The 21,676-nt window shown below is 75.1% G+C and carries 17 protein-coding genes; 6 read left to right on the forward strand and 11 right to left on the reverse strand.

Annotation, left to right across the window (positions count from 1 at the left end; all coding sequences use genetic code 11):
• The first annotated feature begins 117 nt into the window (after positions 1-117).
• Together rosag_RS02825 and nfi are read left to right on the forward strand one after the other, a co-directional pair.
• Positions 118-1,107 carry a tetratricopeptide repeat protein gene (locus rosag_RS02825; RefSeq protein ID WP_284348503.1) on the forward strand — a complete coding sequence of 330 codons (990 nt, stop codon included), beginning with the start codon at positions 118-120 and terminating at the stop codon, positions 1,105-1,107.
• A gap of 35 nt (positions 1,108-1,142) precedes the next feature.
• Positions 1,143-1,820: a deoxyribonuclease V gene (gene nfi / locus rosag_RS02830; protein WP_284348504.1), complete on the forward strand. Its 678-nt coding sequence runs from the start codon at positions 1,143-1,145 to the stop codon at positions 1,818-1,820.
• Positions 1,821-2,007: 187 nt separating this feature from the next.
• Here nfi and rosag_RS02835 read toward each other — a convergent pair whose 3' ends face one another.
• Positions 2,008-2,778 (reverse strand): SIR2 family NAD-dependent protein deacylase, encoded by a 771-nt coding sequence (locus tag rosag_RS02835; protein WP_284348505.1) that lies wholly within the window; start codon positions 2,776-2,778, stop codon positions 2,008-2,010.
• A complete protein-coding gene (locus tag rosag_RS02840; RefSeq protein WP_284348506.1) occupies positions 2,775-4,625 on the reverse strand; it encodes a putative bifunctional diguanylate cyclase/phosphodiesterase in 1,851 nt (616 codons plus the stop codon). The genes rosag_RS02835 and rosag_RS02840 overlap by 4 nt, the downstream gene beginning before the upstream one ends.
• Before the next feature lie 292 nt (positions 4,626-4,917).
• Here rosag_RS02840 and rosag_RS02845 point away from each other — a divergent pair, with 292 nt between their 5' ends.
• Together rosag_RS02845 and rosag_RS02850 are read left to right on the forward strand one after the other, a co-directional pair.
• Positions 4,918-6,966, forward strand: a complete 2,049-nt coding sequence (locus rosag_RS02845) for a M1 family metallopeptidase (RefSeq protein WP_284348507.1) — start codon at positions 4,918-4,920, stop codon at positions 6,964-6,966.
• Between the two features lie 158 nt (positions 6,967-7,124).
• Positions 7,125-7,787 carry a class I SAM-dependent methyltransferase gene (locus rosag_RS02850; RefSeq protein WP_284348508.1) on the forward strand — a complete coding sequence of 221 codons (663 nt, stop codon included), beginning with the start codon at positions 7,125-7,127 and terminating at the stop codon, positions 7,785-7,787.
• A gap of 11 nt (positions 7,788-7,798) precedes the next feature.
• On the opposite strand, the gene rosag_RS02855 is transcribed toward rosag_RS02850, so the two are convergent.
• From rosag_RS02855 to rosag_RS02865, 3 genes are all read right to left on the reverse strand, one after another.
• A complete protein-coding gene (locus rosag_RS02855) occupies positions 7,799-8,941 on the reverse strand; it encodes a polysaccharide deacetylase family protein (RefSeq protein ID WP_284348509.1) in 1,143 nt (380 codons plus the stop codon).
• 415 nt (positions 8,942-9,356) lie between these two features.
• Positions 9,357-11,117, reverse strand: a complete 1,761-nt coding sequence (locus tag rosag_RS02860; protein WP_284348510.1) for a M56 family metallopeptidase — start codon at positions 11,115-11,117, stop codon at positions 9,357-9,359.
• Positions 11,114-11,503 (reverse strand): BlaI/MecI/CopY family transcriptional regulator, encoded by a 390-nt coding sequence (locus rosag_RS02865; RefSeq protein ID WP_284348511.1) that lies wholly within the window; start codon positions 11,501-11,503, stop codon positions 11,114-11,116. Before rosag_RS02865 ends, rosag_RS02860 begins: the two co-directional genes overlap by 4 nt.
• Positions 11,504-11,737: 234 nt before the next feature.
• Here rosag_RS02865 and rosag_RS02870 point away from each other — a divergent pair, with 234 nt between their 5' ends.
• The gene (locus tag rosag_RS02870) at positions 11,738-14,518 is read left to right on the forward strand and encodes an EAL domain-containing protein (protein WP_284348512.1); all 2,781 of its coding nucleotides are present in this window, start codon (positions 11,738-11,740) and stop codon (positions 14,516-14,518) included.
• Positions 14,519-14,528: 10 nt separating this feature from the next.
• Here the strand turns inward: rosag_RS02870 and pdxH are convergent, their stop codons facing one another.
• The 6 genes from pdxH to rosag_RS02900 form a co-directional block, all read right to left on the reverse strand.
• Positions 14,529-15,176 (reverse strand): pyridoxamine 5'-phosphate oxidase, encoded by a 648-nt coding sequence (gene pdxH / locus rosag_RS02875; RefSeq protein ID WP_284348513.1) that lies wholly within the window; start codon positions 15,174-15,176, stop codon positions 14,529-14,531.
• Positions 15,173-16,237, reverse strand: coding sequence for a biotin synthase BioB (gene bioB, locus rosag_RS02880; RefSeq protein WP_284348514.1), 1,065 nt, complete (start codon positions 16,235-16,237; stop codon positions 15,173-15,175). The genes pdxH and bioB overlap by 4 nt, the downstream gene beginning before the upstream one ends.
• Before the next feature lie 454 nt (positions 16,238-16,691).
• On the reverse strand, positions 16,692-17,189 hold the full coding sequence (locus rosag_RS02885) for a hypothetical protein (protein ID WP_284348515.1): 498 nt from the start codon (positions 17,187-17,189) through the stop codon (positions 16,692-16,694).
• A gap of 4 nt (positions 17,190-17,193) precedes the next feature.
• Positions 17,194-17,886 (reverse strand): dethiobiotin synthase, encoded by a 693-nt coding sequence (bioD, locus tag rosag_RS02890; RefSeq protein WP_284348861.1) that lies wholly within the window; start codon positions 17,884-17,886, stop codon positions 17,194-17,196.
• 5 nt (positions 17,887-17,891) lie between these two features.
• Entirely contained in the window at positions 17,892-19,214 is a 1,323-nt protein-coding gene (locus rosag_RS02895) for an adenosylmethionine--8-amino-7-oxononanoate transaminase (protein ID WP_284348516.1), read from the reverse strand.
• On the reverse strand, positions 19,211-20,443 hold the full coding sequence (locus rosag_RS02900; RefSeq protein ID WP_284348517.1) for an aminotransferase class I/II-fold pyridoxal phosphate-dependent enzyme: 1,233 nt from the start codon (positions 20,441-20,443) through the stop codon (positions 19,211-19,213). The genes rosag_RS02895 and rosag_RS02900 overlap by 4 nt, the downstream gene beginning before the upstream one ends.
• Before the next feature lie 120 nt (positions 20,444-20,563).
• Between rosag_RS02900 and rosag_RS02905 the strand changes: the two genes are divergently transcribed.
• A complete protein-coding gene (locus tag rosag_RS02905) occupies positions 20,564-21,664 on the forward strand; it encodes a DUF4097 family beta strand repeat-containing protein (protein ID WP_284348518.1) in 1,101 nt (366 codons plus the stop codon).
• The last annotated feature ends 12 nt before the right edge of the window (positions 21,665-21,676 follow it).

Consider the following 21,676-nt stretch of genomic DNA (forward strand, 5'->3'; position numbering starts at 1 on the left):
CCGCCGGTCGGCAAGGCGAAGTGAGGCAAGCGGTTGCGCACCGGATCGCGGACGGTGCGCCGGTTGCCGTGCCGGGACGCCCGGGTCTCCGTGCCTCCGTCCTCCGCGATCCCGCCCATGCGCACCCTCCGCTCCCGCGCGCCGCGCCCGCTCCGTGCGGGCCTCGTCGCCACCCTGTTGCTGTCGCCGTCCCTGCTGGCCGCTCAGAGCGCCGCGGACGCCGCGCTGTGCGAGCGCCAGGGCGACGCCCGCCATCCGGAGGCGCGGGCGCAGGTTCGTGAGCGCGCGCAGGGCGGGACGCCGGCCGCCGCCTTCTTCGCGGGCTGCGCGGCGCTGGCCGACGGGGATGCGGGACGCGCCGCCGAGGCGCTGGAGCGCGCGGTGCGGGCCGACGACGCGAGCGCGGTCGCGCACTTCTGGCTCGGCCGCGCGTACGGCGAGCAGGCGCAGAAGGCGAACGTCTTCCGGCAGGCGTCGCTGGCGCGGAAGACGAAGGCGGAGTTCGAGCGCGCCGTGCAGCTGGATCCCGCGTACATCGACGCGCGTGTGGGCCTGATCCGCTACTACCTGCTCGCGCCCGGCGTCCTCGGTGGGAGCACCGAGCGTGCGCGCGCGCAGGTCGAGGAGATCCGCCGCCGCAATCCGTATCGCGGCGCCTTCGCGGCCGTCGACGTGGCGACACGCCAGAAGGACACCGCGAGCGTCACGCGCGAGTACCGGCAGCTGATCGCGCAGTACCCGGACAGCAGCGGCCCGTGGGTCGCGCTGATCTCGCTCCTCGCGACGCAGCAGCGGTGGGACGAGGCCTTCGCGACCACCGAGCGGCTGCTCCAGGCGCAGCCCGCGTCGCCGGTGGCGCCGTACCTGATCGGACGGCTCGCGTCGCAGTCGGGGCAGCAGCTCGAGCGCGGCGAGCAGGCGCTCCGGCGCTACCTCGGCACCACGCCGCGTCCCGGCGATCCGCCGCTGGCGAACGCGCACTACCGGCTGGGTGGGATCCTCGAGCGGCAGGGCCGGAAGGACCAGGCGCGCGCGGAGTACGAGGCCGCGGTGGCGCTGGACCCGAAGCTCAAGGTCGCGCGCGACGCGCTGGCGAAGCTGCGCTGACCGCGCGCGGCGCGCGTCGTGCACGGCGCGCGGTCGTGACGACGCGCGACTTCCCGACGACCATCGCCGAGGCGACCGCGGTGCAGCAGCGGCTGCGCGCGGAGGTCGTGCTGCAGCCGCCGCCGAACTTCGCGCCGCGGCTGGTGGCGGGCCTCGACGTGTCGATGGACCGCGACGCCACCGAGTGCTTCGCGGGCATCGTCGTGCTCGCGCTGCCGTCGCTGGAGGTCGTCGACCAGGCGACCGCCGTCGCGCCGGTGCCGATGCCGTACGTGCCGGGCTTCCTCGCGTTCCGCGAGCTGCCGGCGGTCGCCGCGGCGTGGGACCAGCTCCGCACGCGCCCCGACGCGCTGATCTTCGACGGGCAGGGGATCGCGCATCCGCGCCGCTTCGGCATCGCGTGCTATGGCGGGCTGCTGTTCGGCGTGCCGTCCATCGGCTGCGCGAAGTCGATCCTCGTCGGCACGCACGCGCCGCTGGGTCCCGAGCGCCTCGCGCGCGCGCCGCTGGTGCACCGCCGCGAGACGGTGGGCATGGCGATCCGGCTGCGCGAGAGCGTGCATCCGGTGTACGTGTCGCCGGGCCACCTGATCGACCTCGAGACCGCGGTGGACGTCGTCGTGTCGGTGAGCGCGGGCTTCCGCGAGCCCGAGACGACGCGCCGCGCGCACCGGCTGGTGAACGCGGAGCGGCGGGCGCGGAAGGGCGAGTGAGCCCTCGCGATCGCGCGCGGCAGGGGAGAGGAACGGCGTTGCAAGGATGAAAGTCGGAGAAGATCTGATGACGACGGATGGCTCCGCGTGGTGCGACGTTCCTCGCCGCCACGCGGAGCCATCCGCTCTTAATCAGATCTTGTCCGATCTTATCCTTGCAAATGCAGTTCGCCGTTCAGCTGCGGCACTACTGAGCGAGCAGCGCGGGCACGAGCTCCGCCGCGCGACCGCGCAGCGCCACCGCCGCCAGCGACGAGAGCGGCGTGTCCTCCGCGTTCACCTCGACCAACGGAGCACCCGATCGCGCGGCCGTGGCCGCGACGCTCGCCGCGGGCTGCACCAGCGCGCTCGTGCCCACCACCAGGCACGCGTCCGCGCGCTGCGCCGCACCGAACGCGGCCTCCAGGTCGGCGGCGTCCAGCGCCTCGCCGAACCACACGACGTCGGGCCGCAGCAGCGCGCCGCACGCGTCGCAGCGCGGCAGCGTCGCGTGGTCGCTGGCGTCGATCGGCCCGTCGTGCGGCAGGCGCGTGGGACACGCCGGCCAGCGCTCGCAGCGCACGCCGAACAGCGTGCCGTGCAGCGCGACCACCGACGCGGCACCGCGCGGATCGCCGGCCGCCACGGCCGCGCGCTGATGGAGACCGTCGACGTTCTGCGTCACGACGGTGGTGCCGGCGTGCGCGCGCGCGTGGCGGGCGATCGCGTCGTGCGCGGCGTTGGGCTCGCACCGCGCGACCAGGCCGCGGCGCCACGCGTACCACTCCCACACCAGCCGCGGGTCGCGCGCGAACGCCTCCGGCGTGGCGAGATCCTCGGCGCGCCTGGCGTTCCACATCCCGCCCGCGCCGCGGAACGTCGGCACGCCCGACTCCGCGCTGACGCCCGCGCCGGTGAACACCAGGAGCCGCTGCGCGCCGGCGAGCAGCGCGCGGGCGCGCCCGAGCTCAGGGGTCACGCCGGCGCGGTGGACCCGTGCACCGGCTCGCGCGGGATGTCGCGCGGCGCGCGCACCGCGTGCGGCATCGCGTGCGGCATCGCGTGCGGCGCGTCGTCCGACGCGGAGCCGTGCACGTCGGCGGGCGCGCCCGGCGGCGCGAACAGGTAGCCCTGCGCGAACTCGCAGCCGACGTCCGCCAGCCACGCGCGCTGCGCGGGCCGCTCCACGCCCTCGGCTACCATGCGCAGGTGCAGCGCGCGGCCGAGCGCCACCATCGAGCGCACCACCGCCTCGGCGTCCGCGTCCTCGGGCGCCGCGTCGACGAAGCCGCGGTCGATCTTCAGCTCGTCCACCGGGAAGCGCTGCAGGTGGCCGAGCGAGGACGCGGCCGTGCCGAAGTCGTCGATCGCCAGGCGCACGCCCAGCTCGCGCAGGCCGTGCAGCGTCACCAGCGCCTCCTCGGGGCGCCGCATCACCGCCGCCTCCGGCAGCTCCAGCGTCAGCTGCGCGCCCGACACGCCCGCGTGGTCGAGCGCGTCGGCGACGTCGCGCAGCAGCGTCGGCTGCTCCAGCTCGCAGCGCGAGAGGTTCACGCGCACCGTGGGCCGCTCGGCGTTGGGCGCCGCGGCCTCCCACCGCCGCAGCTGCGCGCACGCGGCGCGCAGCACCCAGCGGCCGAGCGCGACCACCAGCCCCGTCTCCTCGGCCAGCGGCACGAAGGTGGACGGCGGCACCTCGCCGTGCGCGGGATGCCACCAGCGCGCGAGCGCCTCGTACGTGCTCACGCGGCCCGACGCCAGCTCGACGACCGGCTGGTAGACGAGTGAGAGCCGTCCGCCCGCCGGGTCGCCCTCGAGCGCGCGGCGCAGGTCCTCGTGCATCGCCTCGCGCTCCTCGACGAGCGCCTGCGCGCCGGCCGCGTACTTGGACACGTGGCCCTGGCTCGCGGCCTTCGTGCGATACATGGCGAGGTCGGCGTCCTTCAGCAGCTCGTCGGCGTCGATGCCGGGTCGGCCGTGCGCGATGCCCAGGCTCGCGCCGACGACGACGTCGCGCAGCGGGAGCGCGATGGGACGGCGCAGCGCGGCCGCGATGCGCGCCGCCACCGCGTCCACGTGGTCGCGCTGCGCGATGCGCCCCAGCAGCACCGCGAACTCGTCGCCGCCGAAGCGCGCGATCAGGTCGCAGCCGCGCGTGCTGTCCACCAGCAGCGCCGCCACGCGCACCAGCAGCGCGTCGCCGGCCGCGTGGCCCTGGGTGTCGTTGACCTTCTTGAAGTCGTCGAGGTCGACGAAGATCACCGCGACGTGCTCGCCCGTGGGGTCGCGCGCGAGCGCCTGCTCCACACGGTCGCGGAAGAGCGCGCGGTTGGCGAGCCCGGTGAGCGGGTCGTGGAAGGCGCGGTGCGCGAGCTGCGCCTCGAGCGTGCGGTGCGAGGTGACGTCGTGCGCCACCAGGAACGCGCCCGTCGTCACGCCATTCTCGACGATCGGGACCGCCGCGAGCTGGACCGCGCGCCGCCCGTCGTGCGTCTCGAGGTTCGCCTCCCAGCTCTGCGCCGTGCCCTGGAGCGCCGCGCCCAGCCGCTCCTCGCAGCGCGGGCAGTCCTCCGCGGTCATCAGCGACAGCACGTCGCGCCCGAGCAGCTCGGCCGCCGGGATGCCCAGGAGGGCCACCGCCGCCGGGTTGGCCTCGCCGATCCGCCCCCGGTCGTCGAGCGCGAGCACCCCGTCGACGTGGAGCTCGAAGAGGGCGCGCAGGCGGGCGCCGTCCGCGAGGCCGGCCGCGGGCTCGCCCCGCGCCGTCGGAGCGGCGTGGAGCGGGAGCGGGAGCGAGGCGGCGGACGAGGCGGGATCGTGCGTCATCGGGACGGCGAGTGCAAAAAGGGGTTCGGCGCGCGCCCGTCATCGGACGCGCCTCCGTCGGTGCGGACGTCGGGCAAGCTGCGCACCGCGACCATGGCCCCATCGTCATGATCGCGGGTTTCCCGCCAGCCGCAAGCCTCCGTTGGCTCACGCCGCGCGCCCCCGCCGTCACGCGGAGCCGGGGCCTCCGGCCGCTCCCCGGCACCGAGCCGATGTGGTAATCTCGGGGCACGCGTCGCGAACGCGTCCGCGGCCGCCGTCGGCCGCCGCGATCCCCACACGAGCCCCACGCATGACCGCCCGTCGTCTTCTCGCGCTGGCGCTGCTCGCCGGCTCCGCCGCGGGGGCCGTGCGCCCCGCGCGCCTGGCCGCGCAGCAGCCGGCTGCCCGCCTCCCCGAGCGCGCGGTGCGCCGCGACATCCCGCTCACCAACGCGATCCGGCGCGCGATGGCCGCCGGGACGCGCGACTCGACCGGGCGCCCGGGCCGCAACTACTGGCAGCTGCGGACCGACTACACGATCGAGGCGCGCCTGGATCCGGCGACCTCGCGCATCACCGGCCGCGAGACGGTCGTCGTGCACAACGCGAGCCCCGACTCGCTCGGCCAGCTCGCCCTGCGGCTGGACCCCAACATCTTCCTCGGCAACACGCCGCAGGCGGCGCCGTGGGTGCCGGCGGAGGTGACCGACGGCATGGTCATCACCCGCATGTCGGTGAACGGCGAGGCGGTGACCCTCGGGCCGCCGCCGGCCGGCGGGGAGGGCGCCCGCTCGATCGTGGCGGCGCAGGCCGCGCAGGCGGCGCAGGCGCGCGCGGTGCCGACCGCGATCGGGCTCCGCTCGACGGTCGCGCGCATCACGCTGCCGACCAAGGTCGCGCCGCGCGCGACGGCGACGCTCGAGATCGAGTGGAACCACAAGCTGCCGGGCGGCCCGGGCGCCGGGCACCGGATGACGCAGCGCTGGGCCGACACGCTCTACCAGCCGACGCAGTGGTATCCGCGCGTCGCGGTCTACGACGACCTGCGCGGCTGGAACGAGGAGCTCTACCTCGGCCCGTCGGAGTTCTACAACAACTTCGGGCGCTTCGACGTGAAGCTCGACGTGCCGGCCGGCTGGGTGGTGAGCGGCACCGGCATCCTGCAGAACCCCGAGCAGGTGCTGACGGCGCGCGCCCGCGAGCGCCTCAAGCGCGTGCTCGACTCCGACTCGGTGACGACGATCGTCGGCGCCGACGAGGTGGGACCGGGGCAGAGCACCGCCGCGGGCGATCGCCTCGTGTGGCACATGGTCGCCGACAGCGTGAACGACTTCGCGTGGGCGACGGCGAAGCAGTTCGTGTGGCGGGCGACGCGCGCGACGATCCCGGGGAAGGGGCGCGTGCCGATCCACATGGTGTACCTGCCGGGCCGCGCGCAGCAGTTCCGCGACGCGGGCGAGATCGCGCGCCACGCGCTGGAGTTCTACTCGAAGCTCTGGTTCCCGTACCAGTTCCCGCAGCTGACGCTGCAGGACGGGCCGAGCGCGGGCATGGAGTACCCGATGGTGATCAACTCCAACCGCGGCGCGGCCGACCACGAGACGGCGCACCAGTGGTGGCCGATGGTGGTGAGCAACAACGAGACGTGGTACGGCTGGATGGACGAGGGGTTCAACCAGTACATGAACATCCTCTCCGACGCCGACGCGGCGGGGAAGCCGCCCGTGCTGAACGGGCTCGGGCAGTCGTACGGCCGCGTCAGCGGCAACGAGGCCGAGCCGCCGATGATGTGGAACGCGAACTACGCGGGCCAGCAGTTCTACGGCTTCACGACCTACCAGAAGACGCCGCTCATGCTGTCCGCGCTCGGCGGCGTGGTGGGCGACAGCGCGGTGATCCGCGCGCACCGCGAGTGGGCGAACGCGTGGCTGTTCAAGCACCCGTCGCCGTGGGACTACATGTTCTTCATGAACCGCGCGCTGAACCGCGACCTCGGGTGGTTCTGGTACTACTGGCTGTTCACGACGGAGAGCTCGGACGGCTCGATCCAGAACGTCGCGACGGCGGGCACGCGCACGACGGTGACGGTGCGGCAGGACGGCCAGATGCCGTCGCCGGTCGTGCTGCGCGTGCACCTCGCGCCCACCGGCGGCGCGCTGCGCCGCGTGGCGAACGCGCGCGTGGTGGACGACACGACGGCGGTCGTGACGTATCCCGCCGACGTGTGGTTCGCGGGCAGCCGCACCTTCACCGCGACGCTCGACTTCGGCCGCGCCATCACGCGCGTGGAGCTGGATCCGGAGCAGCGGTTCCCGGATCGGGAGGCGGGGGACAACGTCTGGCCGCGAAAGGCACAGTAGAGCGGAGGACGGAACGGCGGAGAACGGTGAAGCGGAGAACGATGGAGCGCGATACGGTGGAGCGTCACCGCGCTTGAAGCGTCGAGCTCGAAGCGTCCGCCTTTCCGTCTCACGCCTCATCGTCTTCCGCCGTTCCGTCCTCTGACTCACCGTCCTCCGTGTCATCGCTCCCCTACCATCTCGCCGAGCTGGCCATCGCGCTCGACCCGACGCGGCCGGAGCACCTGATGCCCGCGCTCGCGCCGCGGCACCGGCGCGTGCTCGACGTCGGGTGCGGTGCGGGGCAGACGCTCGTGGGAAGCGGGATGGCGGAGCCGGACGGGGAGCGGGAAGGGTGGGGCGTGGACGTGGACGTCGAGGCGCTGGCGGCGGGGCGCGCACGCTGGCCGCGGCTGCCGCTCGCCGCCGCGCGGGGCGAGGCGCTCCCGTTCGCCGACGCGTCGTTCGATCTCGTGGTCTCGCGCGTCGCGCTGCCGTACATGCGGATCCCCGTGGCGCTCGCGGAGTTCGCGCGCGTGCTGCGCCCGGGCGGCGACCTGTGGCTCGCGCTGCACGACTGGCGGATGACGCGCGGCGAGCTGCGCGACGCGCTGCGGCGGCGGGCGTGGAAGGCGCTGGCATACCGCGGCTACGTCGCGCTCAACGGCCTCGCGTTCCAGGTCGCGGGGCGCGTCTTCGCGTTCCCCGACGGGCGCGGGCGCGTGGAGTCGTGGCAGGGCGCGCGCGGCATGCGCACCGCGCTCGCGCGCGCCGGCTTCGTGGACGTGGCGCTGGACGGCGGGCGGCGGGCGATGGTGGCCACCGCCCGCCGCCCGGGCTGATCAGCGCGACGTCAGCGCGCGACGACGTCGCTGAGCGTCGCGCGCAGCGGACGCGCCGCCGTCGGCTCGGCGACCGGCGGGCTCACCGTGCGCCGGCGGCGCCGCAGCTCGCGCAGCGACGGCGACCAGCGCAGCCGCGGATAGAAGCCCGACACCCAGCCGTCGAACACCTCGTCGGGCTGCAGCGTGGTGTCGGTGAAGCGCGGCAGCAGCAGCGGATGGTCCGCCGGCGTGCAGATGTCGGGATCGGACGTCGTCGCGCTGCGCACGTCCATCTCCGCGAGCCACCGCACCGACTGCATGTCGTGGTTGCCGAGCGGGTAGCAGAAGTGCGCGCGCGGCTCGCCCGAGGTGACCATCGCGTCCAGCGACTCGCGGTTGTCGGCGATCTCGCGCATGAACAGCGCGCGGTCGTCCGGCATGCGATGGCGGTGCGTGTGCAGCTGCACGTCCACGAGGTCCGACGGCAGCGCGCGCAGCTCCGACTCGCGCATCTGCTGCAGCATGCGCGTCGCGGTCCACGCCTGGTAGTCGATGCCGAGCGCCATCGCGAGGTCGGCCAGCAGCTCGTCCTTCTCCTGCGCGGAGAGCCGCTCGCGGAACGCGTGCTCGCGCAGCTGCCGCCAGACCTGGGTGCGCTCCTCGGCCGTGACGATGGGCATCGAGGCCGCGCCCGGGATCACCGCGCCGAGCGTGATCACGCCGCGCGCGCGGCCCTTCCACAGCAGGTACGCGGACGCGGGGTCGAACACCGGCCGCACGAAGTTCGAGTAGAACGTGGCCACGAAGTTCGTGGCCGGGATGTCGAACTCGCGCAACACCGGCAGCGCCTGCGCGTGGAAGTCGTAGTAGCCGTCGTCGAAGGTGACCGCGACGCTCTTGGGCGGGAGGTTGCCCTCGTAGAGCCGCTCCACCGCGTCGCTGAGCGGGAGGACGTTGTAGCGTGCCTCGCGCAGCCGCCGCATCCGGTCGCGGAACTGCGCGGCCGGCATGTACAGCTCCGGGTTCCACTGGTGCTCGTCGTCGAGCGAGATCCCGTGGTAGCACAGGATCACGAGCCGGTGGCGTCGCCAGTCGCTGCGGGCGACGAGGCTCGTCGCGCCGATGCTGTTCGCGAGCCGCAGGAAGAGGTGCCGCGCTTGCAGTAGCCGCATCGAATCCGTTCCAGCGCGCGGGAGTCGTGGGACCGTTGATCGGAAGAGGCCGGGCCGGCGTTCGACGTGGGACGGGCGGGGGAGACGCGCGACGCGGCGCAGCGTCCCCACCGCCCGGCGCCACGATCGCGGCCGTCGAGCGTGCGCCTCCGCCTCGCAACGCCACCTCCCCCTCTCGCCCGCCGTCATCCGCGGGAAGCGCCATGGCACAGCCTATGGTCGGGATGTCCGACCGGCAAGAAAACTTTTTCGAAAGGCGGGCCGCGGGGAGGAGTGCAAACGGCGAGCCCGAGCGTGACAGGGTGCGCTGCATCACACACTGTGTCACATCGACCGGCGCACGTACGACGACGGGGCGCCGGTCCATCCGGTCGCCCCGTCGTTTCACACCGTATGCCGATCGCCCGGCGGCCGGTCACTCACGCTTCGTGGTGATCCGGATGACGCCGTGCCCCCCGCGCGCGCCGTACTCGCGCTCCGCGGCCGCGCCCTTGAGGACCTCGATGCTCTCGATGCGGTCGGGCTTCGGCAGCTCGCTCTGCGCGCCGCTGAACTCGACGCCGTCGATCAGATAGAGCGGCTTGGGGCCGGTCGTGTCGCCGGGGCTGCCGACGCTCAAGGTCGTCGGCCCGACGCCCGCGCGGCGCGCCGAGTCGGTGGGCTGGATCGTGATCGTGCCGCCGCGGAGCGCGATGCCGGCGCGCGCGGGGGGCTGGTCGCGCACGGCGATGCGGGCCGTCGGCTCCCGCTCGGGCACGAACCGCGGCTCGGTCCCCGTCGCCGAGGCGACGTCGGCGCCCTTGAGGCGGATCCAGATCAGCTCCGTGCTGTCGGGCGTGATCTGGCCGGGCCCGCGCTTGTGCACGTCGATCGTCGCGATCGCGTCGGCGGCCACGCCGGCCAAGGTGCCGCGCGGATCGCCGGCCATCGGCGAGACCTGGAAGCGGCCGTCGCGGAGCTGCGCCAGCTCCGCCCGGGTGAGCGCGACCGTCCCCGGCGCGGAGGGCGCGGCCAGCCCGCGCATGACCCGGCTCACGCGGCCGCTGCCGTCCTGCACGACCCAGATGCGCTGCGTCGCGCCGCGGCGCTCGGTGTCGGCGCCGGGGAAGGCCGACGCCACCGCGCGGCGGATGTCGGCGACGGTGAGGGGCGAGACGTCCGCCGTCGCGGGGACGGGGGCGGTCACGCTGGCCAGCGGGGCCTGCGGCGCGGCGCGCGGACCGGTGGGGCGCGGCAGCTCGCAGGCGGCGGCGACCAGCGCGGTGGCGGTGGCAGCCAGCGTGAGCGCGCGGCCGACGGCGCGGCGCGGGCGGGGAGTCGTCATCGCGTGGATCCTCCGGGAGAGCGTGGACGGGGTGGCGAGCAGGGTCGGGGCGAGGGCGGCCAGCGGACCGGGCGCGTGGCCCGCGGACCAGTGCGCGACGTCGAGCAGCAGGGCGCCGTAGGTGCGCACCGCCGGCCCCTCGGCCGACCCGGCCAGCACGCGGGCGTCGCAGTCGAGCTCCACGGCCAGCCGCAGGCGGCGGAGCTGCCACCAGGCGGCGAGGTTCCAGGGCATCAGCAGCGCGGCGGCGAGGCCGGCGGCCAGCAGCAGCGGATCGCGGGCGCGGACGTGCGCCGCCTCGTGGGCGAGCATGAGCGGCAGGCGCGCGTCGGCCAGCGCCCAGCGCGGGACGATGACGGCGGGCCGCACCGCCCCGAACACCGCGGGGCCCAGGTCGGGCGCGACGTGCACGGTGGTGCCGCCGTGCGTCTCGCGCGGCCAGCGGCGGAGGTTCAGGCTGAGGCGGCGCGAGGTACCCGCCGTCCGCGTCAGCAGCACCACCGAGGCGCCGATCCAGAGGATGGCGAGCGGGAGGTCCAGCGCGCGCCAGGCCGCCGGCGCCGCCACCGTGTCGCGCGCCCGCCAGTCGGCCGCACCGCGCACCGCTGCCGCGCCGGACGGCACGGCCGGCAGGACGAGCGTCACCTCGCCCCCGCCATGCGGAGCCGCGTCGGGGGCCGTACGCGGGCCGAGCAGCTGCGCCGCCGACAGGACGACGGTGAGGGCGAGCGCGGTGGCCCACGCCCAGCGCCCCGGCCGCCCGACCAGTCGCAATGCGCGCTCGATGCCGAGCGCGGCCGTGGCGAGCAGGGCGCCGAGGAGGGTGGAGAGGAGCATCCAGAGCGCGATCATCGGTCGCGCCCCTCGTTCGGCGTGTCGCCGGCCCGCTCGTCGAGGATCGCGCGGAGCCTCGCGAGCTCCGCCGCGTCGGCGGCGCGCGCCTCGACCAGGTTGGTGAGGAGGAGCTCCGGCGACCCGCCGAAGACGGTGCCGAGGAGGCGCCGGAGGGCGCTGCGCCCGGCGACGTCGCGGTCGACGAGGGGGTGGTAGCGGTGCGCGCGCCCCTCCTCGACGTGGCCGACGTAGCCCTTGGCCTCGAGCGTTCGGAGGACCGTGAGGACGGTCGTGTAGGCGAGCGGGTCGGCGAGGCGGTCGCGGACGTCGGCGACGGTCGCGGGCCCGAGGTCCCAGAGGACCGCCATGACGTCGAGCTCGCGATCGGTGAAGGAGACGGACATGCGGGGCGGGGCGCGGGTGTCTACGAACTTTCTAGTAGATAGGCGCGGGAGCGCCGCCTGTCAACTAGAGAATTAGTTGTCGTCTGGCGGTCGAGACTCGTCTCCGTCGGCGGCGCTCAAGCCGGACGCACCACGGGCCGATACATGAGAGGGCGATGACAAGCATGTCACGCAGCGGCGCGCCGTCCGCGCCGGCCGGTCCCTCCCATCCGCGCCGCACGCACCAGCCCTTCGGTGGTCGCCCGACTCCCCGCCCTCACGCGCCGCTCGTTCGCGGTGGTCGCTGCCGTCGCGCTCCTGGTCCTCGCCGGGCAGGCGGCGGCGCAGTGGGCCCACGCGCGGCAGGCGGCATCGAACCGGGGCGTCGACGAGCTGGCCCGCCATCGCCTCCTGTCGGGGCGCCTGGTGCGCGCCTCGCTCGTCGCCTCGCGCGACGACCTGCCGCCCGCGGTGGCGGAGGCCGCGCGGCGCGAGCTGGTCGCGACCGAGCTGGCGCTCGACTCGCTCCACCACGCGCGGCGTGACGCGATCGACTCGCACGAGGCGCCGCTCGTCGCGGCCTGCGAGCGGCTGCGCCAGGCGGCCGCGATCGTGGCGGCGCCCGCGCTGCCGGTCGCGGAGCGGGCGGCCGCGCTGCCCGTGATGCTGGACGCCGAGCGCGAGGTCGTGCACCTCGTGACGGCGGAGCAGCGCACGCTGGCGGACCACGCCGACGCGCGGATGGCGACGCTCCGGCGCCTCGAGATCGCGTTCACGGTGCTGGTGCTCGCGACGCTGGTCGTCGGCGGCTTCGTGGTCGTGCGCCCCGCGACGCGCGCGTCCGAGCGGCTCATGGGCGCGCTGCTCGCGTCGCGCGTGCGCCTGCAGGCGGCGCACGCGGACGTCATGCGCGAGCGCGAGTTCGCGACGTCGCTCGTGCACTCGGCGTCCGACGCGATGTTCGCGTTCGACGGCGCGCTGCGCATCACCGCGTGGAACCCCGCGATGGAGCGGTGGACGGGCCTCGCGCGCGACGCGGCGCTGGGCCGGCGGCCGGAGGACATCGAGGCGGAGCTGGACTGGGGCGCCGCGGGCCGTCCGTACGCGCGCGCCCTGGCCGGCGAGACGGTGCAGGTGCACGAGCGTCCGGGCCGCGCGTCGGCGGCGTCGCCGATCCACTACTTCGACGCGTCGTGCGTGCCGCTCTGCGGCGCCGACGGCCGCATCACGGGCGGGCTGGTGTCGGTGCGCGACGTGACGGCGCGCGTGCTCGCGGCCGAGCAGGTGCGCCGCAGCGAGGCGCGCTTCCACGCGCTGTTCGACCAGGCGCCGCTCGGCATCGTGCTGCTGGACGACGCGGGCACGGTCGTGGACGCGAACCCGGCGTTCGGGCGGCTGGTGGGCCGCAGCCCCGCGGAGCTGCGCGGCAGCGCGGGCGGTGATCTGGTGAGCGACGAGGACCGGGCGGCGGTGCGCGAGCCGCTGCGCGAGCTGCGCGAGGGCCGCCGCGCGAGCGTCACGGTGGAGCAGCGCTTCGTGCGCCCCGACGGCGAGTCCGTGTGGGCGAGCCTCACGGTGCGCCGCGTGGACGTGCTGGGCGCGGGCGCGACGCTGATGGGGATGGCGCAGGACGTCACGTCGCGCCGCGAGCTGGAGGCGCGCCTGAGCCACCAGGCGTTCCACGATCCGCTCACCGGCCTCGCCAACCGCTCGCGGCTGCGCGAGCGGCTCGACGCGGCGCTCGCCGCGCCCGGTCGCCGGGCGGACGGCGTGGCGCTCGTGTACGTCGACCTCGACGACTTCAAGAAGGTGAACGACTCGCTCGGCCACGCGGCGGGCGACCAGCTGCTGCGCGTGGTCGCGGAGCGGCTGCTGAGCGCGACGCGTGGCAGCGACACGGTGGCGCGGCTCGGCGGCGACGAGTTCGCGATCCTGCTCGACAACGTGCGCGTCGACCAGGACGTGCTGGTGGTGGCGGAGCGCGTGGGGAAGGCGATGCGCGCGCCGTTCCAGCTGGAGGGGAAGGAGGTGTTCGTCGGCGCGAGCGTGGGCATCGCGCGCGGCTCCGCGGACGCCGAGCACGCGGCCGGCGCCGACGAGCTGCTGCGGAACGCGGACGTCGCGATGTACGTCGCGAAGCGCGGCGGCAAGGGGCGTCACGCGATCTACGCGCGCGAGATGAACGCCGACGCGCTCGACCGCCTGGAGCTGGAGGCGGACATGCGCCACGCGCTCGACCGCGACGAGCTGCTGCTGCACTACCAGCCGATCGTCGACCTGACGGACGGCCGCGTGCTCGGCGTCGAGGCGCTGGTGCGCTGGCACCACCCGCGGCGCGGGCTGCTGCTGCCGGGCGCGTTCGTGCCGCTGGCCGAGGAGACGGGGCTGATCACGCCGATCGGCCGCTGGGTGCTGGCCGAGGCGTGCCGCCAGGGCGTCGCGTGGATGCAGCGGCGCGCGGGGACGGCGCCGCTGACGCTGTCGGTGAACGTCTCGCCGCGCCAGCTGCAGCACGGCGCGATCGTGGAGGACGTCGCGTCGGCGCTGCGGACGACCGGCTTCCCGCCCGCGCTGCTGCTGCTGGAGCTGACGGAGGGCATCTTCATGCACAGCGACGACTCGACGCTCGAGGTGCTGCAGGCGCTGAAGGCGCTCGGCGTGCGGCTGGGCATCGACGACTTCGGGACGGGCTACGCGAGCCTGCGCTACCTGCAGCGCTTCCCGGTGGACGTGCTGAAGATCGACAAGACCTTCGTCGACGGGCTCGCGCTGGCCGAGGAGCAGGGCGACAGCGGCGAGGTGGCGCTGGCGCGCGCGATCGTCGCGCTGGGCGACACGCTGTCGCTGCGCACGATGGCCGAGGGCGTGGAGGCGACGCCGCAGTGGGAGCAGCTGCGCCGCCTGGGCTGCACGATCGGGCAGGGGCACCTGTTCGGCCGGGCGCTCCCACCCGACGAGGTCGCGGCGTTCCTGGAGCTCGACGCGGAGCCGCGGCTACGGCTCCTGCCGGCGAGCGCGGTGGGGAACGCGGCGTAGCGCCGCAGCGTCAGGGAGAGAGGCGCTCCCGCACCCACCCCTCGCCCTCGCGCCGGTAGCGGATGCGGTCGTGCAGCCGGCTCGGGCGGCCCTGCCAGAACTCCACCGTCTCGGGCTCGACGCGGAAGCCGCCCCAGTGCTCCGGCAGCGGCACGTCGTCCGCGCCGGCGAAGCGCGCCTCGGTCTCGGCGTACGCGCGCTCCAGGGACTCGCGGTCGGGGAGCGCGGACGACTGGCGCGACGTCCATGCGCCCAGGCGGCTGCCGCGCGGCCGCGACGCGAAGTACGCGGCCGACTCGTCGCGCGCCACGCGCGCGACGATGCCCGTCACGCGCACCTGCCGCTCCAGCTCCGCCCACCAGAACACGAGCGCCGCGCGCGGGTTGGCGTCGAGCTGCCGCCCCTTCGCGCTGCGGTAGTCGGTGAAGAAGGTGAAGCCGCGTGCGTCCACGCCCTTCAGCAGCACGATGCGCGCGTCGGGCACGCCGTCGCGCGACGAAGTGGCGAGCGTCATCGCGTTCGGCTCCATCGCCTGCGCGTCCAGCGCCTCCGCGAACCAGCGGTGGAACTGCGCGATCGGATCCGCGTCCGCGTCGCGCTCGTCGAGCTGCGCGCGCGCGTACGTGCGGCGGAGATCCGCGATGGAGGCGTCCGTCACCGCACCTCCAGCAGCGGCAGCGGCGCGCGCGGATAGCTCTCGGGGATCGCCGCGAACGGGTCGCCGTCGAAGGGCGCGCCGTCTGGCGTCTCGAGCACGAAGCCTGCGTCGCGGATCATCTCCAGGTCCGCGCGCGCGGCCGCGCCCTGCGTCGTCAGGTAGTCGCCGATGAAGATCGAGTTCGCCGGATAGAGCCCCATCGCCTGCAGCGAGCGCAGGTGCACCTCGCGCCCGCCGGCGATGCGGATCTCCTGCGACGGCAGCAGGAAGCGGTAGAGGCAGAGGATGCGGAGGCAACGGCGCGGGTCGAGCGTGCGCACGTCGGCCATCGCGGTGCCGGGCACGGGGATGAGGAAGTTCACCGGCACCGACTTCACCTCGAGCGCACGCAGCGCCAGCGCGAGGTCGATGACGTCGTCGTCCGTCTCGCCCATGCCCAGGATGCCGCCGGAGCACGTCTTGAGGCCCGCGGCGCGCACCTGCTCGACGGTCGCCACGCGGTCCTCGAAGGTGTGCGTCGTCACCACCTCGGGCGTGTAGCGCGCCGACGTGTTGAGGTTGTGGTTCACCTGCGTGACGCCAGCGTCCTTGAGCGCGTGCGCCTGCGCCTCCGTGAGGAGGCCGAGGCAGGCGCAGATCTTCAGGTCGTGGCGTGCCTTCACCTCGCGCACCGCGTCCAGCACCTTCTCGAACACGCGCCCGCCCGGCGAGCGGCCCGAGATCACCATGCAGAACGTCCCCGCCTTGAGCGCCGCCGCGCGGTCGGCCGCCTCGAGGATGCGCTCGCGCGCGAGCATGGGGTACTTGTCGATCTCCGCCAGGGAGAGCTTCGACTGCGAGCAGTAGCCGCAGTCCTCGGGGCACAGGCCGCTCTGCGCGTTCAGCAGGAAGTGCAGGCGGACGCGGTTCCCCCAGAAGTGGTGGCGCACGCGCCACGCGGCGGCGATCTGCGCCGGCAGCTGGTCGTCGGCGGCCTGCAGGACGGCACGCGCGTCGTCGCGCGTGGGCAGCTCGCCGGCCAGGGCCTGGTCGGCGAGGGAGTTCCAGAGGGAGGACGTCATCGGCGTGGGCTGGGGTGCGGGCCGGAAGTTAGCGCACTTCGCGGCGGGCTGCGGACTGCGGGCTGCGGATCATCTCCGTGCCCTCGCACCGATGATCACGCCGGGGCCGTTTGGCTGTTGGGGAGGACGCGGATGTTCCGGATCCGGGCGGATCATTCGGACCGCTCCACGCGGCGGCGACGTCCCATGCGCCTCACGGAGCGATCCGGAGCATCCGCCCGCATCCGGAGCATCCGCATCCTCCCCACAGGCCAACGGGTCCGGCGCGCCGGACCCGAACGGCAACGGCAGCAAGGATGAACGTCCGAGAAGATCGGATAACGACGGATGGCTCCGCATGGGTGCGAGATACCTCACCACCACGCGGAGCCATCCGTCGTCATCAGACTTTATCCGATCTTCATCCTTGCTGTCGGTCGCCGTTCGGGCCCGCAGTCCGCAGCCGGCCGCGCCGTCACGGATACGACCGCCCGATCAGCTGCGACACCGCCCCCAGGAACGCGCGGAAGTCCTCCGACTGCCCCGGATCGCCGTTGCAGCGCCCGTTCGCCTGCGGATACGAGTTGCTCCCCTGCGACTCCCACACGCGCGCGCCCGCGACGATCCGCAGCGAGAAGCCCGCGCCGTCGGCGATGATCGGGTTCTCGCAGCGGCGCGGCCACATCGGCACGCCGGCCGCCGTCGCCGCGGCCCAGAAGCGCTGCCACGCCGCGGCGTCGGGCACCACGCTGGTGACCGACGGTGTCTGCGGCTGGAAGAAGTCGCGGCGCGTCACGACCAGCGTGTCGCCGCGCAGCGTCACGTCGTGCGACCCGAAGCCGAAGCCGCTGAATGAGATCTCCAGCTCGCGCGGCGCGCCCTCGCGCGGGAGCGCCGGGCCAGTGACGTCGTCGCATCCCGCGGTCGCGAGCGCGGCGAACAGGGCGAGCACGCGGAGCGGGATCGGGCGCATCGGGTCACGGCGACAGCAGGAGGTCGGCGAGCGCGCGGCCGGCGGCCGCCAGTCGCGTGGGGTCCTCCTGCGCTACCCCGTCCAGGTAGGGCGCGGTCACCAGCGGCACGCCGTCCAGCAGGTCGCGCAGCACGTCCGCGTTCGTCGACTCGGCCACGTCGGCGGGCGACGGGCGCAGCGCGTTCAGCACGACCGCCCGCACGCGCAGCCCGCGCCGCTCGGCCTCGCGCACGGTGAGCAGCGCGTGGTTCAGCACGCCCAGCCGATCGGCCGCGACGACGACGAGATCGAGCCCCCAGTGCGTCGCCAGCCCCGCGAAGGTCAGCGAGCGCGTGAACGGGACGAGCAGGCCGCCGGCGCCCTCCACCACGAGCGCATCGGCGTCCGCCGACAGTCGCGCCGCCGCCCCCTCGAGCCTCGCGACGTCGATCGGTCGGCCCGCGCGCTCGGCCGCCACCATCGGCGCCAGCGGCTCCGCGAAGGTGATGGGGCAGACGTCGTCCCACGCGTCCACGTCGCCCGCTGCGCGCCGCAGCCGCGCTGCATCCGTGCCCGCGGTGCGGTCGGTGATGCCCGTCTCGACGGGCTTCATCCCGCGCGCCACCAGCCCGCGTGCGCGCAGCGCCGCCAGCAGCGCGCAGCTCACCACCGTCTTGCCGACGCCGGTGTCGGTGCCCGTGACGCCGATGCGCAGCATGGTGCTCACGCGCCGGAGGCGCGCGCTCCCTCAAGGAACCGCGCGATCACGCCGTACACGCGATCCAGCTCCTCGTCGGTCGTGCAGAACGGCGGCAGCACGTAGCACGCGTCGCCGAGCGGGCGCAGGAGCACGCCCTCTTCCAGCGCGAAGGTCGCGAGCTCGCGGCCGACCGGGTTCAGGTAGCCGCCGCCCGCGCGCGCGTCCACGAGGTCCAGCGCGGCGATCGTCCCCATCACGCGCGGCGCGCGCACGAGCGGATGCGCGCCGAGCGCGTCGAGGTGGCGCCGGTGCGCGGCCTCGATGCGCGCGCGTGCCTGCGTGCTCGCGTCGGACTCCAGCAGCCGCAGGCTCGCCAGCGCGGCGGCGCACGTGACCGGGTTCGCCGTGTAGGAGTGGCCGTGGAAGAGCGTGCGTGTGCGGTCGTCGCTCAGGAACCCTGCGAACAGCTCCTCGCGCACCACCGTCGCGCCCATCGGCAGGAAGCCGCCGGTGATCCCCTTGGACAGGCAGATCATGTCGGGCGCGACGCCCGCGCGTCCGCACGCGAACAGCGCGCCCGTGCGCCCGAATCCCGTCATCACCTCGTCGGCGATGAGCAGCACGCCGCGCGCGCGGCAGCGGTCGGCGAGCGCGCGCAGCGTGTCCTCACGCCACATGCGCATGCCGCCGGCGCCCAGCACCAGCGGCTCGACGATGAGCGCGGCGAGCTCGTGGCCGCGCGCGTCCAGCAGCGCGTCGAAGGCCGCCAGCGTCGCGTCCGCGTCCTCGCTGGGGTCGGGCAGGCGCGCGACGTCGAACAGCTGCGGCGCGAACGGCGCGCTGAAGATACTGCGCGCGCCCACGCTCATCGCGCCGAACGTGTCGCCGTGGTAGGCATGCTCCAGCGCCGCCACCAAGCGCCGCGGCTCGCCGCGGTTGTGCCACCACTGCAGCGCGATCTTGAGCGCCGCCTCCACCGCCGTCGAGCCGTCGTCCGAGAGGAAGACGCGCGTGAGCCCCGGCGGCAGCACGCGCGCGAGCGCCGCGCTCAGCTCCGCGGCCGGCGCGTGCGTGAAGCCCGCGAAGATCACCTGCTCCAGCGTCCGCGCCTGCTCCGCGATCGCCTCGGCGATGCTCGGCTCCGCGTGCCCGTGCAACGTCACCCACCAGCTGGAGATCGCGTCGAGGATGGCGCGGCCGTCGCGCGCGTGCAGCGTGGCGCCGTGCGCGCGCACGATCTCCACGGGCGCGGGCGCCTGCCAGTGCTGCGTGTACGGGTGCCAGACGTGCCGCGCGTCGAGGGTGCCGACGTCGTTCGTGGCGTCGAGCCCGGCGTCGATCGTCACAGCGTCTCCGCGAGCGCGGCCAGGAGCCCGTCCACCTGCGCGTCCGTGTGCGCGGCGCTCGCGCTCACGCGCAGCCGCGAGCCGCCCGGCGGCACGGTGGGCGGACGGATCGCGCCGACCAGATAGCCACGCGCGCGCAGCGCCTCGCCCACCGCGAGCGTCGCGCGTGGATCGCCGACGGGCACCGGCACGACGTGGCCGTCGGGCGCGCCCGGCGCGGGACGGCCCATCGCCGCGAGCCCCGCGCGCAGCCGCGCCGCGACCGCGCGCACGCGCGTGCGCCGCCACGGCTCGTCGTGCGCGACCGCGAGCGCGTGCAGCGTGGCCGCGGCGAGCGCCGGTGGCGTGCCCGTGGTGAACACGAACGAGCGCGCGCGATGCAGCAGCAGGTCGCACAGCGCCGCGCTCCCCGCGACGAACGCGCCCGCGGTGCCCAGCGCCTTGCCGAGCGTGCCGACGGTGACGTCGACGGTGACGCCCCAGTGTGCGGCGCTGCCGCGTCCATCGGGGCCGAGCACGCCGGTGGCGTGCGCGTCGTCGACGTAGGTGAACGCGCCGTGCGCGCGCGCGATCGCCACCAGCGCGTCCAGCGGGCACAGGTCGCCGTCCATCGAGTACACACCCTCGACGACGATCCAGCGGCGGCGGAAGCGCGACGCGTCCTCGTGCAGCATGCCGTCGAGCGCCGCGAGGTCGCCGTGCGGGAAGACGCGCACCGTCGCGCGCGACAGCCGCGCGCCGTCGATCAGCGAGGCGTGGTTCAGCGCGTCGGCGTAGATCGCGTCCTCGCGGCCGGCCAGCGCGGGCAGCGCGCCGGCGTTCGCGGCCCAGCCGCTGGAGAAGAGCAGCGCGCGCGGCGTGCCCTTGAGCGCGGCGAGCGCCTCCTCCAGCGCGTGGTGCGCGGGATGGTCGCCCGAGATCAGCCGCGCCGCGCCGGCGCCGAGCCCCTCGCGCGCGAGCAGCTCGGCCGCGGCGGCCGCGGGGCGCGGATCGGCCGCGAGGCCCAGGTAGTCGTTCGACGCGAAGTCCAGGAGCGTCACGCCGTCCGCCGCGCGCAGCTCGGCGCCCGCGACGCGCGTCAGCGGCCGCAGCCGGCGCCGCAGGCCGGCATCGTCGAGCGTCGCGAGCTCGTGCGACAGCTGCACGTCCAGCGACGCGTCCGGCGACGCATCCAGTGTCGCGGGCGCGGGCGACGGAGCAGGGGAGACGGAGGCGGCGAGATCTGGCATCGGCCCGCGCAAGCTAACCCGGCCGCCGCGGCGCACGAATCCTCCCGTGCTGGCGCGGCGTACGGAGCGCGTTATCGTGGGAACCGTGCGCCCGCTCGGTCCCTCCCGCCGGAGCCCGCCATGCGCCGATCATCCCTCCTCTCGCTGCTCGCGCCGCTGGTCGCCGCGGCCCTCGTGATTCCCGCGCGTGACGCTCGCGCGCAGACCCCCGAGCGCCGCGTGCTGCGTGGCGAGGATCCCGTGGTCTATCACGTCGTCGGCCGGCTGCGCGTCGTCGCGGGCAGCGGGAGCGACGTCGCCGTGGAGGTGACGCGCCGCGGCCGCGACGCGGACCAGACCATCGTCGATCAGGGCAGCATCGGCGGCCGCGAGACGCTGCGCGTGTTCACGCGCGCGCCGCGCATCGTCTACCCGGGCATGGGACGCGGCGACGTCGTGCGCGCGGAGCTGCGGCGCGACGGCACCTTCGGCGGCGAGACCACGCGCAGCGGCTTCCTCGGCACGCACGTCTTCTCGCGCGGCGGCGCCGACGGCATCGAGATCCGCGGCGACGGCCGCGGCGCGGAGACGTGGGCGGACGTCACGGTCACGGTGCCCGCGGGGCGGCGCGTGGCGGTGCACCTGCTGGCGGGCGAGGCGACCGTCAGCAACGTCGAGGGCGACCTGTCGGTGGACGTGCACGCCGCGTCGCTGACGAGCGAGCGGACGCGCGGCCGGCTGCGCGTGGATGCCGGCTCGGGCCCGGTGCGCGTGACCGACGCGCAGGGCGACATCGACCTCGACGCGGGCTCGGGGCGCGTGGACGTGACGCGCGTGAAGGCGAACGCGCTGCGCGTGGACGCGGGCTCGGGCGCGCTGCGCGGCACCGACGTCGACGCCGAGCGTCTCGATCTCGACCTCGGCTCCGGCGGCACGCGGCTCGACGGAGTCCGCGCGCGCACGCTGCGCCTGGACAGCGGCAGCGGCAGCGTGGACCTCGGCCTGCTGGTGGGCGCGGAGGACGTGCGCATCGACTCCGGGTCGGGCACGGTGACGCTGCGGCTGCCGGCGGCGTTCGGCGCGACGCTCGACATCGACAGCGGGAGCGGCGGCATCGACAGCGAGCTGCCGATCAGCGTCACGCACCGCGAGCGCGACCGGCTCACGGGCCGCATCGGCGACGGGCGCGGGCGGATCGCCATCGAGACGGGATCGGGCGGCGTGCGGCTGCGCCGCAGCTAGCGGCTGCTAGGC

Source organism: Roseisolibacter agri, from assembly GCF_030159095.1.
In the GTDB taxonomy this organism is placed as follows: Bacteria; Gemmatimonadota; Gemmatimonadetes; order Gemmatimonadales; family Gemmatimonadaceae; genus Roseisolibacter; species Roseisolibacter agri.

Bases quoted from the DNA above. Each gene is read 5' to 3' on its own strand.
- rosag_RS02825 (WP_284348503.1), top strand. From the start codon at position 118: ATGCGCACCCTCCGCTCCCGCGCGCCGCGCCCGCTCCGTGCGGGCCTC.
- rosag_RS02840 (WP_284348506.1), bottom strand. From the start codon at position 4,625: ATGACGCACGATCCCGCCTCGTCCGCCGCCTCGCTCCCGCTCCCGCTC.
- rosag_RS02845 (WP_284348507.1), top strand. From the start codon at position 4,918: ATGACCGCCCGTCGTCTTCTCGCGCTGGCGCTGCTCGCCGGCTCCGCC.
- rosag_RS02855 (WP_284348509.1), bottom strand. From the start codon at position 8,941: ATGCGGCTACTGCAAGCGCGGCACCTCTTCCTGCGGCTCGCGAACAGC.
- rosag_RS02860 (WP_284348510.1), bottom strand. From the start codon at position 11,117: ATGATCGCGCTCTGGATGCTCCTCTCCACCCTCCTCGGCGCCCTGCTC.
- rosag_RS02865 (WP_284348511.1), bottom strand. From the start codon at position 11,503: ATGTCCGTCTCCTTCACCGATCGCGAGCTCGACGTCATGGCGGTCCTC.
- bioB (WP_284348514.1), bottom strand. From the start codon at position 16,237: ATGACGTCCTCCCTCTGGAACTCCCTCGCCGACCAGGCCCTGGCCGGC.
- rosag_RS02885 (WP_284348515.1), bottom strand. From the start codon at position 17,189: ATGCGCCCGATCCCGCTCCGCGTGCTCGCCCTGTTCGCCGCGCTCGCG.
- bioD (WP_284348861.1), bottom strand. From the start codon at position 17,886: ATGCTGCGCATCGGCGTCACGGGCACCGACACCGGCGTCGGCAAGACG.
- rosag_RS02900 (WP_284348517.1), bottom strand. From the start codon at position 20,443: ATGCCAGATCTCGCCGCCTCCGTCTCCCCTGCTCCGTCGCCCGCGCCC.
- rosag_RS02905 (WP_284348518.1), top strand. From the start codon at position 20,564: ATGCGCCGATCATCCCTCCTCTCGCTGCTCGCGCCGCTGGTCGCCGCG.